This window comes from Kitasatospora sp. NPDC017646 (assembly GCF_044329365.1).
GTDB lineage: Bacteria > Actinomycetota > Actinomycetes > Streptomycetales > Streptomycetaceae > Kitasatospora.
In genome coordinates this window covers 354,285-370,513 of the sequence record NZ_JBIRJC010000002.1, presented here as the reverse complement: position 1 = coordinate 370,513, position 16,229 = coordinate 354,285, and the positions used below count along the sequence as shown (strand labels likewise).

Below are 16,229 nucleotides of genomic sequence, written 5' to 3'. Positions count from 1 at the left end.
CCTCAGCCGGTCTGGACCGAGGTGTCGTCGATCACGAAGCTCGTCTGCAGCGAGGAGTCCTCGGTGCCGGTGAACTTCACGGTGACCGTCTGGCCCGCGTAGGCCGAGAGGTCGAAGGTGCGCTGCTGGTAGCCGGCCGCGGCGTCCACGTTGGAGTAGGTCTTCAGCGTGGTGCCGTTCACCGACACGGTCAGCTTGTCGTACGCCGTCGAGCCGGACTCGGCGGTGTCGACGTGCAGCCAGAAGCTCAGCGTCGCCTTGCAGCCGGACGGGATGGTCACCGTCTGGGACAGCGTGTCGGTGTGGCTGCTGCCGTAGCCGTCCAGCCAGGCCTTCCAGCTGCCGCCGTGGGCCGCCTCGGAGGAGCTGTTGTCGACCACGCCGGAGCTGGTCGTCCACGGCGCCGCCGAGCCCGTCTCGAAGCCCGGGTTGCCGAGCAGCTGGGCCGGGGTGCAGGAGCCGCCGCCACCGCCGGTGACCGTCCAGGTGAAGCTGGTGGTGCCGCTCTTGCCGGCCGAGTCCTTCACCGTGACGGTGACGTTGGAGCTGCCCGCGGTGGTCGGGGAGCCGGTGATCACGCCGGTGCCGGCGTTGATGGCCAGGCCCGCCGGCAGCCCGCTGGCCGAGTAGGACAGCGGGGCCGTCCCGCCCGAGGCCTTGATCTGCAGGTTGACCGAGCCGCCCACCGCGGTGGACTGGTTGCCCGGGCTGGTGACGCTGACCCCGCCCGGGTTGGGCAGCGAGCCGACGTTGACGGCGGCCCAGGCGGTGGCGACCGCGTTGTACTCGGCGCTGTTGGCGCCGTACAGGTCGGTGGCCGCGTTCAGGGTCGCGGTGCGGGCGGCGGCGTAGTCGGTGGTGGAGGTCATGTAGGCGGTGAGCGCCTTGTACCAGACCTGCTGCGCCTTGTCCCGGCCGATGCCACTGACGGTGATGTTGTTGACCGTCGGGCTGTTGTAGCTGACGCCGTTGATCACCTTGGCGCCGCTGCCCTCGGCCAGCAGGTAGAAGAAGTGGTTCGCGACACCGGACGAGTAGTGGACGTCGAGGTTGCCGACGCCGGAGTACCAGGAGTCGGCCGACTGGCCGTCCTTGGAGGGCTTGTCCATGTACCGCAGCGGCGTGCCGTTGCCGTTGATGTCGATCAGCTCGCCGATCAGGTAGTCCGGGGTGTCGGCGGCCAGGTTCGCGTAGAACTCGACCATCGAGCCCATGATGTCGGAGGTGGCCTCGTTGAGGCCGCCGGACTCGCCCGAGTAGTTCAGGTTGGCGGTGGCCGAGGTGACGCCGTGGCTCATCTCGTGGCCGGCCACGTCGAGTTCGGTGAGCGGGTGGGTGTCGCCCGAGCCGTCGCCGTAGGTCATGCAGAAGCAGCTGTCGTCCCAGAACGCGTTGACGTAGCCGGTGTCGTAGTGGACCCGGCTCATCGCGCCGACACCGTCGTTCTTGATGCCGTTGCGGCCGAAGGTGTTCTTGTAGAAGTCCCAGGTGACGGCGGCACCGTACTGGGCGTCGACGGCGGCCGACTCCCGGTTGCTGACCTGGCCGTTGCCCCAGGTGTCGGAGGACTTCGAGAACAGCGTGCCGTTGCCGGACGTGCCGTTCTTCATGTCCGTGGTGTACTGGCCGCCGCGGGTGGCGTCCTTGAGGGAGTAGGTCGAGCCGCTCTGGGTGGTGGTCAGCGGGACGTTGCCGACGAAGACGCCGGTGCCGCTGCCGCGCTTGATGCCGTCGGCCTTGCTGAGCACGGCACCGGTCTTGGCGTCGGTGACGACGTGCAGCTTGCTCGGGGTGCCGTCGGACTCGCGGCCGTTGACCACGGTCTCCCAGGCGAGCTTCGGGGTGCCGTCGGCGGCCCAGACGACCAGGCGGGGCGCGCCGTCGACGGAGCCCTGCTCGGCGGCGAGCGCGGCCTCCTGGGCCTTCGGCGCGGCAAGGGTGGGGGTGGTGTCCACGCCCGCGAGGTTGGCCTCGCTGGCCTTGGTCACGCTCTTGGTGGCACCCGCGGCGTCCTGGTGGACGATCAGGTCGCCGCCGAGGACGGGGAGCCCGGCGTAGGTGCGCTCGTAGCGCAGGTGGCGGCCGCCGTTGGCGTCCTGGACGACGTCCTTGGTGACCAGCTGCTCCTTGCTGGTCAGGCCGAGGGCCTGGGCGAGGGAGGTGGTCTGCTGGTTCGCCGAGGCGATCAGCGCGGCCCGGCTGACCTGCTGGGAGGCGACGGCGGCCGGCGCGTCCGGGGCGGCCTGCGCGATCACCGGTATGCCGGTGACCAGCAACGCGGTGGTGGCGGCCATGACAACGGCCGCCTTCCGGACGTGAGCGTGACGTGACATGCGGACTCCTTTTTCCGACCGGCACGGCGAGCGGATCAACTCGGGGCGCACGGTGGAGAGAACCTGGGCCGCGGGGTTGCGGCGCAGTGGGGGCCCCCGCCGGGTGCAACGGGGGTGCGGGTAGCGGTGCTCACAAGTCGTGCAGGGGTTCGTTGCAGGTCGGGACGCGCTGCACCTGAACTGGGGCAGCTGCACCGGGAGGTGGGGCCCCCTCGTCTGCAGCCGGAGGAATCGTGGCAGCAAACGCGCCGTTAATGACAGATGCATGCCACCGATTGGCCGATTCATTACCGAAACCGTATGCACGACGGTTAGTCAGTTGTGTGGCGGCATGACCAAGTCTTGAACACGGTTTTCATGCCACTCGTAAAGTTCGATCACCACCGGTGGTGACTGACCAGCGATCAGGCCGCCCGCACGCCCCGGCGGGTGGCGCGCAGCGTCGCGCCGGGGCGGCACGTCACACTTCCGGCCGTGCCACCACCGGTTTCCGGCCATTCTCCGGCCGGAACGGAACCGGGCCCCGCGCCGCCTGGTCGGCGGTGCGGGGCCCGGGGATCGGACGGCGGCGGAATCAGCTCTGCACGAACACCGCCACGGTGCGGCCCGGCACGGTGAAGGTGCCGGTCGCGGCGTCGAAGCCGGACTGCTTCACCACCTGGTCCGCCCCGCCCGCCTGGACCGGGTGCAGCGCCTGGCCCGTCCCCTTCAGGGCCGCCACGGTCTGCGCCTGCGCGGTGGGCGTGGCGTTGAAGACCACGGTGATGCCCTTCTGCGCCCCGGCCAGCCCGGTGCCGTCCAGGTGCAGGGTGATCACTCCGGGCGTCTCATCGGGCGTGCCGGAGAGCGGGTACGACAGCCGCCGCTGGACGTCGGCCAGCGTGGGCAGCGAGAACAACGGCGAGGACTGCTTGATCCGCAGGAAGTCCTGGTACTGCGCCGTCGTCGCCCGGATGTCGGCCGCGCCCACGGTGAGCTTCGGGTTGGCCAGCAGGGACCCGGCCGTCGGCCAGAGTTCCTGGTTGTCCTTCGCCATCGGCAGGCCGCGGCCCCAGCCGTTGCCCTGTGTAGCCCCCGTCGACGGATCGGGCCAGTGGATCGCGTTGAACCAGTCGCCCGAGTCGTAGGAGTTGGAGTCGAGCGACTTGGAGCGCAGCAGGTCACTGCCGGCCTGGGCGAAGCCCGCGCCCTGGGTGAGTGCGGTCAGCGACAGGCCGAGCGCCTGCATCCGGGCCCGGTCGGCGGGCGCGGTGCCGGTCGGCAGCTTGTACGCGAGCGCGTCGAACAGGTCGGTGTTGTCGTGGGCGTCCACGTACTCCACCGCCTCGCCGGGCGCGGCCGCGTACCCGGTCGGGGAGCCGTTGTAGTCGACCTGGGCGCCGGTGACGGCCTTCCCCGAGCTGTCGGTGAAGGAGTAGCCGGCCAGGTTCCCGGTCAGCCCCACCTTCAGCTGGTCCATCTGGTGCAGCAGCCGGTCCTTCTGCTCCTGCGGACTGCCGTTCGCCGCCGAGCCGTTGGGGTCGGTGTACAGGCCCGAGGCGAAGCCCTGCTGGGGCGCGGAGCCCAGCATGAAGTTGCCGCCGCGGGCGGCGTCGCGGAGCCGGTCGTCGAAGGTGGCGATGCCGGTGCCGGCCATGTTGGCCTGGGTGGCCTGCTCGAACCGGGCGTTGTTCGCGACGGTGCCGAAGTTCCAGCCCTCGCCGTAGAGGAAGACGTTCTTGCCGTCGACGCCGTCGGACTCGGGCGTCATCTTCCGCAGCGCGGCCTGCACGTCCAGCATGGTGGACTTCGGGTCCAGGCCCATCAGGTCGAAGCGGAAGCCGTCGACCTGGTACTCCCGGGCCCACAGTGTCACCGAGTCGACCACCAGCCGGTTCATCATGGCGTGCTCGGGCGCGGTGTCGGCGCAGCAACTGTCCGTCGTCACCTTGCCGTCGGTGTCCAGCCGCTGGTAGTAGCCGGGCACCACCCGGTCCAGCACCGAGTGCTCGGCCTGGCCGCTGGCGGCGGTGTGGTTGTAGACCACGTCCAGCACCACCCGCAGCCCGGCCGCGTGCATCGCCTGGACCATCTGCCGGAACTGCACGGTACGGGCCGTGCCGTTCGGATCGGTGGCGTACGAGCCCTCCGGCACGTTGTAGTGCAGCGGGTCGTAGCCCCAGTTGTACGCGTCGTCGGCGGCGACGGCCGCCACGCACTCCTGCTGCTTCGGCCCGTCCGGGGGCAGGGACTTGAGGTCGCAGGGCGGCAGCTTCTGGTCCGCCCGGTTCTCGTGGATGGTGGCGATGTCGAAGGTCGGCAGCAGGTGGACGGTGGTCACCCCGGCCTTGGCGAGGTCCCGCAGGTGCTGCATGCCGGCCGAGTTCGGCTCGGTGAACGCCAGGTAGGTGCCGCGCTCGGCGGCCGGGACGGTGGTGTCCTCCACCGAGAAGTCCCGGACGTGCAGTTCCTGGATCTGCTCCTTCGCGGGCGGGACGGCCGCCGGCCGGGGCTGGTCGTCCCAGCCCGCGGGCTTGAGCTCCTTGGCGTCGAGGTCGGCGACCAGGCTGCGCCTGGAGTCGGTGGACAGCGCCACCGAGTACGGGTCGGTGACGGTGTTGACCACCAGCTGCTGCACCGAGGGCGCCCAGACCTTCACCTGGTACAGGTAGTACTTGCCGTCCAACTCGCCCTTGTCTCGGACGAGTTCCCACACGCCGGTCTCGTCGTCCAGCTTCAGCGGCAGCGTCTTCGGGTTCCCCCCGGTGGCACTGTCGAAGACCTGGACGGACACCTGCTGCGCGGTCGGCGCCCAGAGCGAGAGGGCGACCTTGCCGTCGTAGTAGGCCGGGCCGAAGTCCACCTTGCCGGTGCGGCCGGCGTACAGGTCGTCCAGCACGCCCGGGGTCTGCACCCCGGTGGCGGCCAGCGCCGCCCCGCTGGGCAGGTGTTCGGTGAACAGCAGCTGGCTGCGCAGCGCGGCCGGGACGCGCGCGGTGTCCCGGGCGTCCACGGTGAAGGCCCGGTAGCCCGCCAGGTGCGGGTATGCGGCCTTCTGGGCGGCAGTGAGCCCGCCGGCGACGGGGGTGAGCCGGATCCACTGGCCGGGCTTGGTCAGCACGCCCTTGTCGGCGCGGATGCCGCCTGCGGGGTCGTAGACCAGCTGGGCGCTGGTGCCGCCGGCCAGGGCCTGGTCGGTGGCGCCGTAGTTCGCCGGGACGACGACGGTCTTCGCGTCGATCCACTGGGCCTTGGCCGCGGAGAGGTCCAACTGCGAGGAGGCGGCGGGGTTCTGCGGCAGCAGGTAGCCCTCGCGGCCGCCCAGGATCCACACCTCCTTGCCGTTGACGGCGAAGTCCAGCGACTGGTCGGCGGGCAGGTCCTTGTCGTTGCCGTTGTGCAGGATGTAGCTGAGGCTGGTCGCCCCGGGGGCGAGCGGCACCTCGAAGACGGCGCCGAAGGCGTCGCGGCGCACGGGCATCAGCGGCTTGCCCCAGTCGGTGGGGTCGGCGGCGCCGGTCCAGTCGTGCAGGCCCCAGCCGTCGTAGTCGCCGTCGGCCCGGTTGTAGTGGATGACGGCGGTGCCGGCGGGCTGGCTGTCGGCCGGGCCCGGGTCGGTGGTGCGGACGGTCGGGTCCCCCTGCTTCAACCACACCTCGCCGGTGGCGCCGACGTCGATGTGGCGGTCGGCGTCCACGTCCTTGACGCCGTTCTTCTCCACGATGAAGCCGACGTCCGAGGCGCCGGGCTTGAGCCGCACGTACGCGAAGGCGCCGTACGCGTCCCGCCCGGTGAAGGGGTGCCCGGCGGGCCACTGGGTGCCCTCGCCGTCGGCGAGGTCGCCCCAGGCGTAGAGGTTCCAGCCGTCGTAGTCGCCGTCCGGCCGGTTGTAGTGGACGACGGCGTACGGGCGGGCTCCGGCGGTGGGCACCGGCGCGGGTGCGGGCGTGCCGGTGGTGAAACTCGCGGTGGCGGAGCGCAGGTGGCCGCTGGAGTCCTGGAGGACGGCCTTGTAGCGCACCACCGTGCCGGGGGCGACGGCGCCCAGGTCCTGGGTGACCTCGAAGAGTCTTTGACCGTCAGCGCCTGACTTGCCGGTGTCGGCGGTGCCCAGCGTCCGCCAGGGCCCGTTGCCGATCTGGGCGGCGAAGCTGACCCGGTTGAAGCCGCCGTCCGCCTTGGCGCCGACCGTCACGAGACCGGTGGACCCGTCGGCGGGCGGCTGCACCGAGAGCTGCGGCGCGGCCGCGACGGGGGCGAGCTTGCCGCCCGCCTTGAACACCACGGAGGACAGCGCCGGGACGGTGACGGTCACCTTGCGGTCGCCGCCGCTGGTGATCCGCTCCCCCACCGAGGGGTAGATCCGGTCGAAGCCCATGCCCGCCGAGAAGGTGTCCAGGGTGACGGTCTTCGCCTCGGTGGCGTTGTTGACCGCCACCAGGTACTCGACCTGCTGGCCCGCGTCGATCCGGGAGAAGGCGTACACGCCCGCGCCGTCGGCGGCGTAGCGCTCGATCTGCGCCCCGTCGGCCAGTGCGGGGTTGTCGCGGCGCAGCTTGGCCAGGCCCTCGATGCCCTGGTAGAGGTCGCCGCCCTGCCCGTACCGGTCGGCCGGTCCGGAGGGGCCGCCGAGGACGCGGTCGCCGTTGTAGGAGGCGGTCCTGGAGGCGAACATGTCCTGCCGGGCGTCCTTGTCGCCGCCCGCGCCGGTGAAGCCCTGCTCGTCGCCGTAGTAGACGACGGGCTGGCCGCGGGTGAGGAACTGCAACTCGGTGCCGAGCCGGTCCTTCTTCAGCAGGGTCGCGTCGTCGGCGCCCGGGTTGTCGGCGAGCAGGAAGGATCCGAAGCGGCCCATGTCGTGGTTGCCGAGGAAGGTCGGCAGCTCGTACGCGTCGGTGTCGGCGCTGGTGTAGCGGTAGTCCTGGCCGTAGACGTCGGCGAGGTTCTTCGCCGAGCCGCCCTGGGAGACGTAGGAGCGGGCCGCGCCCTGGAACGGGAAGTCCAGTGCGGCCTGCAGCTTGCCCTTGGTGACGTAGGGCGATGTGACGGCCGGGTCGCCGGAGTAGACCTCGCCGAACATGAAGAACCTCTTGTCGCCCTGCTTGGCGGCGAAGTCCTTGAGCGCCGGGGCCCACTGCTGCCAGAAGGCCATGTTGACGTGCTTGACGGTGTCGATCCGGAAGCCGTCCACCCCGGTGTCCCTGACCCACTGCTGGTAGACCTGCTCGAAGCCCTTGACCACCCGGGGGTCCTGGGTGTCGAGGTCGTCCAGGCCGCCGAAGTCGCCCTCGGTGGCGGACTCGCCGACGAAGGTCGAGTCGCCCCGGTTGTGGTAGAGCGCGGGGTCGTTGAGCCAGGAGGGGTTCTTGGCCTTGGCGTCGGCCGGGGTGCGGAAGACCGGGGTGTAGGGGAAGGAGTCCTTGGTGATCTTCGGCCAGGGGGCTCCGGCGTCGGCGACCGCGGTCTCGTCGACCGGGTTGCCGTCGGCGTCGAGGGTCGGGTACGCGCCGGTCGAGCGGTAGCCGTGCTGCTGCTCCGCGTCGTCGATGACGTCGGCGGTGTGGTTGGTGATGACGTCGAAGAAGACCTTGATGCCGCGCGCGTGCGCCTTGGCTATCAGCTCCTTGAGCTGCTCGTTGGTGCCGAAGTGCGGGTCGACCTGGGTGAAGTCGGTGATCCAGTACCCGTGGTAGCCGGCCGAGGCGTCGGCGCCGGTGCCCTGGACCGGCTTGTTCTTGAAGATCGGGGCCATCCAGATCGCGGTGGTGCCGAGGTTCTGGATGTAGTCGAGCTTCTGGATCAGGCCGGCCAGGTCGCCGCCGTGGTAGAAGCCCTTGTCGCTCGGGTCGAAGCCGTTGTCCAGCCGCCCGCCGGTGATGCCACCGGTGTCGTTGGCGGTGTCGCCGTTGGCGAAGCGGTCGGGCAGGACGAAGTAGAACTGCTCGCGGGTGAGGTCGTGCCGCCCTGCGGTGGCCGCCAGCGCGGCGTCGGAGGGCGGGGGCGGCGGGGCGGCGGCGAGCGCCGCGGGGGCGCCGCCGAGGGTGGCGGCGGTCAGCGCGGCGGCCAGCAGTACGGCCGTGCGGCCGGGTCTGCGGCGGGAACGGCTCCGTCGGGGGCGGAGCGGCGTATCGGCCACTGAGGGGCTCCCTTAGGGGGAAGGGGCGATCGATTTCCCAGGAAGCTAGCGGCCTGCAATATGTTTCAGCAAGATGCAGAAACCGTTTCTTCCTGGAAAAATCCAGGCCACGACCCTGTCGGCGACCCCGGTTACGTCCCAACGGCGTACGGCATGACAATGGGACGTATGTCCGTCCCACCGGTAAGCACCAGACTCGATCGCACCCCCTACCCCGGTGGGATCCGTCCCCTACCCCCGGAGGGGGACGCCCGGTGAAGAATCCACTTCCGGAGGATGAGCAGACGGCTACGAGTGGTCTGGCAGACTTCTCGTCCATGGGGGAACCGACCGAGATCCAGCGAGGCGACGCCGCACGCGCCGAAGCGGCCCACGACGGCGGTTCCGAGGCAACCCGGGCCGACACGGCCCGGCCGGCCGAAGGAGCCACCCGTGCCGCCCAGTCCCGTACCGCCGCCCTGCGCAACCGCATCCGCGACCAGCGCCGCTCACCGGCCCGGCCGCGGATCTGGTTCGAGCTGGCCCTGATCGGCGTCAGCTACTGGCTCTACTCGATCGTGCGCAACGCCGTCCCCGAGCAGGAGACGGTGGCGCAGCGGAACGCGCACTGGATCTGGAAGCTGGAGCACCACCTCGGCATCGCCGTCGAGCACTCGATCAACCACGCCGTGGACAGCGTCGGGTGGCTCATCACCGGGATGAACTACTACTACGCGACGCTGCACTTCATCATCACCATCGGCGTGCTGGTCTGGCTCTACCGCAGCCACCCGGGCCGCTACGTCGCGGCCCGCACGGTGCTGTTCGTCACCACCGGGATCGCCCTGATCGGCTTCTACTTCTTCCCGCTGGCCCCGCCCCGGCTGATGACCGGCGGCGGCTTCATCGACACCGTCCAGACCCACCACACCTGGGGTTCCTTCGCCTCGGGGCCCGCCGCGCACGTCTCCAACCTGTACGCGGCCATGCCCTCGATGCACATCGGCTGGTCGATGTGGTGCGGACTGGCGATCTTCTCCCTGGCCCGCCGCACCTGGGTCCGGGTACTCGGCCTGCTGTACCCGCTGGCCACCCTGACCGTCATCATCTCGACCGCCAACCACTTCTGGATGGACGCCGTCGGCGGCGAGATCTGCCTCGCGGTGGGCTTCCTCACCGCCCGCTGGCTCTACCACGAGTGGGTCTACAAGCTGCCGCAGGTGCCCTCCCGGGAGTCGGCCGACCAGCCGGTCACCGTTCCCGAGCAGTGGAGCGAACCGACGGTCAGCAGCGCCCGGCGCTAGCGCGGTGCGCCGGGAACAGGGGCCCTTCCCGAGGGGCCCCTGTTCGTGTGGGTGCCCGGGAACTCAGCCGGCCCCGTAGAACAGCCGGTCCACCACCGCCCGGGCCCGCCGGGTGGTGCGCCGGTAGTCGTCCACCAGCTCCCCGCTGTGCCCGGAACCGTACCCGAGGTAGCGGGCCACCCCGCTCAGCTCCCGGGCGTCCCCCGGGAAGCTGTCCCCCGGCCGTCCGCGCACCAGCATCACCGCCGACCGCACCCGGGAGGCCAGCACCCACGCCGCCTCCAGCACCTCCGCGTCGGCCGGCCCGACCAGCCCGGCCCCGGCGGCGGCCGCCAGCGCGGCCCTGGTCCGGGTGGTGCGCAGGGCCGGGAGTTCGTGCCCGTGCTGGAGCTGGAGCAGCTGCACCGTCCACTCCACGTCCGCCAGCCCGCCCCGGCCGATCTTGGTGTGGGTGGTCGGGTCGGCCCCCCGCGGCAGCCGCTCGGCCTCGATCCGCGCCTTGATCCGGCGGATCTCCGTCAGGTCGCGCTCCGGCACCCCGGCGCCCGGGTAGCGCAGCGGGTCGATCAGCCGCCGGAACCGGGCGCCCAGCTCCTCGTCCCCGGCCACCGGCTCCGCCCGCAGCAGGGCCTGGCTCTCCCAGGCGTGCGACCAGCGCCGGTAGTACGCCGCGTAGGAGGCCAGGGTGCGCACCAGCGGGCCGCTGCGCCCCTCCGGCCGCAGGTCGGCGTCGACCAGCAGCGGCGGCTCGGTGGACGGCGCGCCCAGCAGGGTGCGCAGCTCGTTGCAGACCGCCTGGGCCGCCCGGGCCGCCTCCTGCTCCAGCGAGCCGAGCAGCGGCTCGTGGACGAACAGCACGTCGGCGTCCGAACCGTAGCCCAGCTCGTGCCCGCCGAAGCGGCCCATCGCGATCACCGCGATCCGGGTCGGCAGGTCCCCGTGCTCGGCCTCCCAGCCGGCGACGCAGGCGCGCAGCGCGCCCTGGAGGGTGGCGGCGTTGAGCGCGGTCAGTGCCTCCCCCGCAGCGTCCAGCGCCTCGGCCGGGTCCTCCCCGAGCCGCCCGAGCACGTCCGCGGCGGCGGTGCGGAACAGCTCCCGGCGGCGCACCGAGCGGGCGGCGGCCACGGCGGCGGCGGCGGACCCGGCCCGGCCGACGGCGGCCAGCACCTCCGACTGCAGCGCCGCCCGGCCGCGCGGTGCCAGGCCCTGCGGGTCGCCCAGCATGGCCACCGCCTCGGGGGCGCGCAGCAGCAGGTCGGGGGCGAGCCGGCCGGCCGACAGCACCCTGGCCAACTGCTCGGCGGCGGCGCTCTCGTCCCGCAGCAGCCTCAGGTACCAGGGGGTTCGGCCGAGCGCGTCGGAGACCTGGCGGAAGTTGAGCAGCCCGGCGTCCGGATCGGCGGACTCGGCGAACCAGCCGAGCAGCACCGGCAGCAGGGTGCGCTGGATCGCTGCCTTGCGGCTCACCCCGGAGGCGAGTGCACTGATGTGCCGCAGCGCGGCGGCCGGGTCCGCGTAGCCGAGCGCCTCCAACCGGGCCCGGGCCGCGTCCGGGGTCAGGCCCGCGGCGCCGGCCGGCAGTTCGGCGACGGCGTCGAGCAGCGGACGGTAGAACAGCTTCTCGTGCAGCCGCCGGACCTCCACCGCGTGCCGCTTCCACTCGCGCTGCAGCGCGGCCACCGGGTCGGAGCGGGTGTCGTCGTTGATCAGCGCGGCGAGCGAGCGGGCGAGGCGGCGCTGGTCCTCCTCGGCGGTGGGCATCAGGTGGGTGCGGCGCAGCCGGTGCAGCTGGATGCGGTGCTCCAGCGAGCGCAGGAAGCGGTAGGCGGCGTCCAGCGAGGCGGCGTCCGCCCGGCCGACGTACCCGCCGCGGGAGAGCGCGGCCAGTGCCTCCAGGGTGTTGCCGCTGCGCAGCGCCGGATCGGTGCGGCCGTGCACCAGCTGGAGCAGCTGGACGGAGAACTCGACGTCGCGCAGCCCGCCCGGGCCCAACTTGAGCTGGCGGTCCAGTTCGGGGGCCGGGATCGAGTCGATCACCCGGCGGCGCATCTGCTGCACGTCGGTGACGAAGTTCTCCCGGGCGGCGGCCTGCCAGACCATCGGGGCGAGCGCCTCGACGTACGCGGCGCCCAGCTCGGCGTCCCCGGCGACCGGGCGGGCCTTGAGCAGCGCCTGGAACTCCCAGGTCTTGGCCCAGCGCTGGTAGTAGGCGAGGTGGCTGGCCAGGGTGCGCACCAGCGGGCCGTTGCGGCCCTCGGGGCGCAGGTTGGCGTCCACCGGCCAGATGGTGCCCTCGCCGGTGGTGTCCGAGCAGAGCCGGGTGAGCGCGGCGGCCAGCCGGGTGGCGGCCTTGACCGCCGCGTGCTCGTCCACGCCCTCGCGCGGCTCCGCGACGAAGATGACGTCCACGTCCGAGACGTAGTTGAGTTCGCGGCCGCCGCATTTGCCCATGCCGATCACCGCGAGCCGGCAGGCCGCGGCGGCCTCCGGGTCCTGCTCGGCGGCGAGGTCCAGGGCGGTCTGCAGGGTGGCGCCGGCCAGGTCGGCGAGTTCGGCGGCGGTCTGGGCGAGGTCGGTGGTGCCGGTGAGGTCACGGGCGGCGATGGCCAGCAGGCAGCGGCGGTAGGCGACCCGCAGCGCGTTCGCCGGGCTGGGGGCGCCGTCCCCGACGCCCTCGGCGAGGGCGCGGCGGAAGTCCTCCGGGCCCGGGTGCATGTCGCGCAGCTCGAAGGTGACCAGCGCGTGCCAGTCGTGGGGATGCCGGGCCAGGTGGTCGCCGAGCGCGATGGAGACGCCGAGCACCCCGAGCAGCCGGTCGCGCAGCGGCTTGGAGGTGGTGAGGGTGTCGCGCAGGGTGTTCCGCTCCGGCTCGTCGGCGGCCTCCAGCAGCCGGGCCAGGCCCAGCAGCGCGAGGTCGGGGTCGGCGGTGGCGCCGAGCGCGTCCAGCAGCACCGGGTCGTCGGCCAGACCTTCCAGGCCCGGACCGTCCAGCAGCCGCACCGCCCTGGCGGGATCGGTGAACCCGCGCCGGACCAGCCTGATCTCGGGCCGGCTGATCCGGCTCCCGGCCCGCTGCTCCTCCACCGTCATCGCTCTCCCGGCACGCCCAGTGGCCCGCGCGGTCACGCGGTCCTGGACCTACCTTCCCAGGAGCCGGTCCGCCCGCGCCACGGGGCCGGTGGCGCGGACGGTCGTTCCGGCGTCAGACCCGCTCCGGCATCCGGTTCACCAGGTGCCAGAGCAGGGCCGACAGCAGCACCGAACCGGTCGCGGCGACGCCCGTCAGGAACAGGGGCTCCCGGTCGAGCACACTGCCGGAGAGCACGCCGACCAACCCCGCGCCCGCGCCCGCGCCCGTGAGAGCGAGGGCGAGGGCGAGGGCGAGCCGCCGGCGTTCCGACATCCGGGTGATCTCCACCCGGCGGCGCGTCCAGGACGTCGGATGTCGGCCCAGAACCCATTCCCGGAACATCACCCAGAGGGACACGACGGTGCTCATGGTGCCCACGAAGAGATAGGCCGGATAACAGGTCAGCGGACACGCCGCCCGGCGGGGATCCTGGGCGACATGGCCATCCGATTGCCGCCGGCGCTGGCGATGGCGGTGGCGGTGACGGCCGTCGTGACGCCGGCCGCCGTCCCCGCCGGGGCCGTCCCCGTGACCGGGCGGTCGAAGGACACCACCGCCCTGCTGGACCGCTTCGCCACGCTGGACCTGGGACCGGGCCGACGGTGGGGATGAAAGACCGCCGCGTACGCCGACTGCACCGAGAATCCCAACGGCTGGAAACTCGGCCGGCTGACCACCGACGCGCTGAGCACGGCCGGCGGGCACCTCACCGTCACCGCCCGCCACCGCGCGGGCGGCAACTGGGACACCGGGCTGCTGACCACCGGCGACTCCTGCAGGTCCGGCGGCGACGGGTTCCAGCTCCGCACCGGCGACCTGGTGGTGGTGGTCCGACGGGACGGGCGTCGGCCCGGACTTCTCCGCCTATCTGATCCTCAACCTCTCGATCGGCGACGGGACGTTCCACGACCCGCCGACCCGCACCGACCCGGTCACCATGGAGGTCGACCTGCTGAGCGTCGAACGCCGCGGGCAGGGGCCCTGAGCGGGCGGCTCGTGCAGGCCCCGCTCAGCGCAGCTCCGCCGGCGGCACCCGCCCCGGCGCCATCGCCTCCTCCCGGACCAGGCTCCCCCAGACCACCAGCCGGTACAGCGAGGTGTAGGCCGGGGTGCACGTCGTCAGCGTGATGTAGCGCCCCGGCGCACGGTACGGCGACCCGGTGGGGACGGGCGCGATCACGCCCACGTCGTCCGGGGAGGTCTCCGGCAGCACGCCGTCGACCCGGTACACGTACCACCGGTCCCTGGTCTCGACCACCACGGCGTCACCCGGGCCGACCCGGTCCAGGTCGTGGAACTTCGCTCCGTGGCCGTCACGGTGCGCCGCGAGGGCGAAGTTGCCCTCGCCCTCCCACGGCGGGACCGAGCGGTACGGCACGGTGTACGCACCGGCCACGCCGTCCGCCAGGGTCTCGTCGTCCGTGCCGGGCCTGATCAGCACCTGGAAGTCCCGACCCAGGGCCGGCACGTGCAGGAAGCCCAGGTCGCCCCGGTCCAGCCCGGCCACCGGCACCGGGGACTCCGCCGGCGGCGCGGCGACCAACCAGCTGTCCCGAAGCCGCCCGGCGGCCCGGTCCGCCGCCCGGTCCGACGCCACGTTGCTCCACCAGAGCACGTACACCGCGAAGAGCACCACCAGCAGACCTGACGTCAACAGCACGTCCCCGGCGCCCCGGGCCACCGCCCGCACCACCACGACCCGCCGCTGCGCCATCCCGGGCTCCCGTCGCCGCCACCGAACCGGCCGCCACTCCAGCGCCCCGTCCCGCCCGACCGCAAGCGGACACACTCCGGGGCGACGCCCGTCCCCCGAACGCAGTAGCGCCGGGGACCGGGAACGACGCCGGGGCCGGGAACGCGCAGGGGTCCGCCCGGCGGCCGTCGCCGGGCGGACCCCTGATGACGCCTGGGCCTACAGCACCTGGAGGTTCTTGCGCAGTTCGAACGGGGTGACCTCGGAGCGGTACTCCTCCCACTCCTGGCGCTTGTTGCGCAGGAAGAAGTCGAAGACGTGTTCGCCCAGGGTCTCGGCGACCAGCTCGCTGCGCTGCATCAGGTCGATGGCCTCGCCGAGGTTCTGCGGCATCGGCTGGATGCCGAGCGCGCGGCGCTCGGAGTCGGACAGGGCCCACACGTCGTCGTCGGCGCCGGGCGGGAGCTCGTAGCCCTCCTCGATGCCCTTGAGGCCGGCCGCGAGGGTGACGGCGTAGGCGAGGTAGGGGTTGCAGCCGGTGTCCAGGGAGCGGACCTCGATCCGGGTGGAGCCCTGCTTGCCCGGCTTGTACATCGGCACCCGGATCAGCGCCGAGCGGTTGTTGTGGCCCCAGCAGATGTACGAGGGGGCCTCGCCGCCGGCGCCGGCGGTGCGCTGGGAGCCGCCCCAGATGCGCTTGTAGGAGTTCACCCACTGGTTGGTGACGGCGGCCGTCTCGGCGGCGTGCCGCAGCAGGCCGGCGATGAACGATCTGCCGACCTTGGACAGCTGGTACTCGGCGCCGGACTCGTGGAATGCGTTGCGGTCGCCCTCGAACAGCGAGACGTGGGTGTGCATGCCGCTGCCGGGGTGCTCGGAGAACGGCTTGGGCATGAAGCTCGCGTGCACGCCCTGCTCCAGCGCGACCTCCTTCATGACCAGCCGGAAGGTCATGATGTTGTCGGCGGTGGACAGCGCGTCGGCGTAGCGCAGGTCGATCTCCTGCTGGCCGGGGGCGCCCTCGTGGTGCGAGAACTCGACCGAGATGCCCATCGACTCCAGCATGGTGATCGCCTGGCGGCGGAAGTCGTGGCCCACCCCGCGCGGGGTGTGGTCGAAGTAGCCGGACTGGTCGGCGGGGATCGGCGCGGTGCCGTCGCCGGGCAGGTTCTTCAGCAGGAAGAACTCGATCTCGGGGTGGGTGTAGAAGGTGAAGCCCAGGTCGGAGGCCTTCTCCAGGGTGCGCTTGAGCACGAACCGGGGGTCGGCGTAGGAGGGCGAGCCGTCCGGCATCAGGATGTCGCAGAACATCCGCGCGGTGCCCGGGGTCTCCGAGCGCCACGGCAGGATCTGGAAGGTGGTCGGATCCGGCTTGGCGATCATGTCGGACTCGTACACCCGGGCGAATCCCTCGATCGCCGAGCCGTCGAACCCGATGCCCTCCTCGAAGGCCTGCTCCAACTCGGCCGGCGCCACCGCGACCGACTTCAGGAACCCGAGCACATCGGTGAACCACAGCCGGACGAACCGGATGTCACGCTCTTCGAGCGTCCGAAGCACGAACTGCTGCTGCTTGCCCATGGGGACAGTCTCACCTCTGCTCTTTACGCTCGTGTTACGCCCGGAAGGCTCCCGAGAGACCCCGCGGAGCGGTTGCCCCCATCATGGCCGATCA

8 protein-coding genes are annotated in these 16,229 nt (G+C 72.1%); 2 read left to right on the top strand and 6 right to left on the bottom strand.

Features of this window, described 5'->3' with window-relative positions:
* Window positions 1–2: 2 nt before the first annotated feature.
* Both ACH4J0_RS04745 and pulA read right to left on the bottom strand, forming a co-directional pair.
* Window positions 3–2,333 carry a M4 family metallopeptidase gene (locus ACH4J0_RS04745; protein ID WP_396236238.1) on the bottom strand — a complete coding sequence of 777 codons (2,331 nt, stop codon included), beginning with the start codon at window positions 2,331–2,333 and terminating at the stop codon, window positions 3–5.
* 574 nt (window positions 2,334–2,907) lie between these two features.
* Window positions 2,908–8,448, bottom strand: a complete 5,541-nt coding sequence (gene pulA, locus ACH4J0_RS04740; RefSeq protein ID WP_396236237.1) for a pullulanase-type alpha-1,6-glucosidase — start codon at window positions 8,446–8,448, stop codon at window positions 2,908–2,910.
* A gap of 317 nt (window positions 8,449–8,765) precedes the next feature.
* Between pulA and ACH4J0_RS04735 the strand changes: the two genes are divergently transcribed.
* Complete coding sequence (locus tag ACH4J0_RS04735) at window positions 8,766–9,731, top strand: phosphatase PAP2 family protein (RefSeq protein WP_396236236.1); 966 nt, start codon at window positions 8,766–8,768, stop codon at window positions 9,729–9,731.
* A gap of 63 nt (window positions 9,732–9,794) precedes the next feature.
* Here the strand turns inward: ACH4J0_RS04735 and ACH4J0_RS04730 are convergent, their stop codons facing one another.
* Both ACH4J0_RS04730 and ACH4J0_RS04725 read right to left on the bottom strand, forming a co-directional pair.
* The gene (locus ACH4J0_RS04730) at window positions 9,795–12,821 is read right to left on the bottom strand and encodes a bifunctional [glutamine synthetase] adenylyltransferase/[glutamine synthetase]-adenylyl-L-tyrosine phosphorylase (RefSeq protein ID WP_396236235.1); all 3,027 of its coding nucleotides are present in this window, start codon (window positions 12,819–12,821) and stop codon (window positions 9,795–9,797) included.
* Window positions 12,822–12,933: 112 nt separating this feature from the next.
* A complete protein-coding gene (locus ACH4J0_RS04725) occupies window positions 12,934–13,230 on the bottom strand; it encodes a hypothetical protein (protein WP_396236234.1) in 297 nt (98 codons plus the stop codon).
* A gap of 69 nt (window positions 13,231–13,299) precedes the next feature.
* Here ACH4J0_RS04725 and ACH4J0_RS04720 point away from each other — a divergent pair, with 69 nt between their 5' ends.
* Window positions 13,300–13,473 (top strand): hypothetical protein, encoded by a 174-nt coding sequence (locus tag ACH4J0_RS04720; RefSeq protein WP_396236233.1) that lies wholly within the window; start codon window positions 13,300–13,302, stop codon window positions 13,471–13,473.
* Window positions 13,474–13,870: 397 nt separating this feature from the next.
* Here the strand turns inward: ACH4J0_RS04720 and ACH4J0_RS04715 are convergent, their stop codons facing one another.
* Window positions 13,871–14,575, bottom strand: a complete 705-nt coding sequence (locus ACH4J0_RS04715; RefSeq protein ID WP_396236232.1) for a class E sortase — start codon at window positions 14,573–14,575, stop codon at window positions 13,871–13,873.
* A 198-nt stretch (window positions 14,576–14,773) separates the two neighbouring features.
* Complete coding sequence (gene glnA / locus ACH4J0_RS04710; protein ID WP_380419757.1) at window positions 14,774–16,135, bottom strand: type I glutamate--ammonia ligase; 1,362 nt, start codon at window positions 16,133–16,135, stop codon at window positions 14,774–14,776.
* Between the last annotated feature and the right edge of the window lie 94 nt (window positions 16,136–16,229).

Coding starts and splice junctions, on each gene's coding strand:
- ACH4J0_RS04720 (WP_396236233.1), top strand. CDS start 13,300: ATGGCCATCCGATTGCCGCCGGCGCTGGCGATGGCGGTGGCGGTGACG.
- ACH4J0_RS04735 (WP_396236236.1), top strand. CDS start 8,766: ATGGGGGAACCGACCGAGATCCAGCGAGGCGACGCCGCACGCGCCGAA.
- ACH4J0_RS04715 (WP_396236232.1), bottom strand. CDS start 14,575: ATGGCGCAGCGGCGGGTCGTGGTGGTGCGGGCGGTGGCCCGGGGCGCC.
- ACH4J0_RS04725 (WP_396236234.1), bottom strand. CDS start 13,230: ATGAGCACCGTCGTGTCCCTCTGGGTGATGTTCCGGGAATGGGTTCTG.
- glnA (WP_380419757.1), bottom strand. CDS start 16,135: ATGGGCAAGCAGCAGCAGTTCGTGCTTCGGACGCTCGAAGAGCGTGAC.
- ACH4J0_RS04730 (WP_396236235.1), bottom strand. CDS start 12,821: ATGACGGTGGAGGAGCAGCGGGCCGGGAGCCGGATCAGCCGGCCCGAG.
- ACH4J0_RS04745 (WP_396236238.1), bottom strand. CDS start 2,333: ATGTCACGTCACGCTCACGTCCGGAAGGCGGCCGTTGTCATGGCCGCC.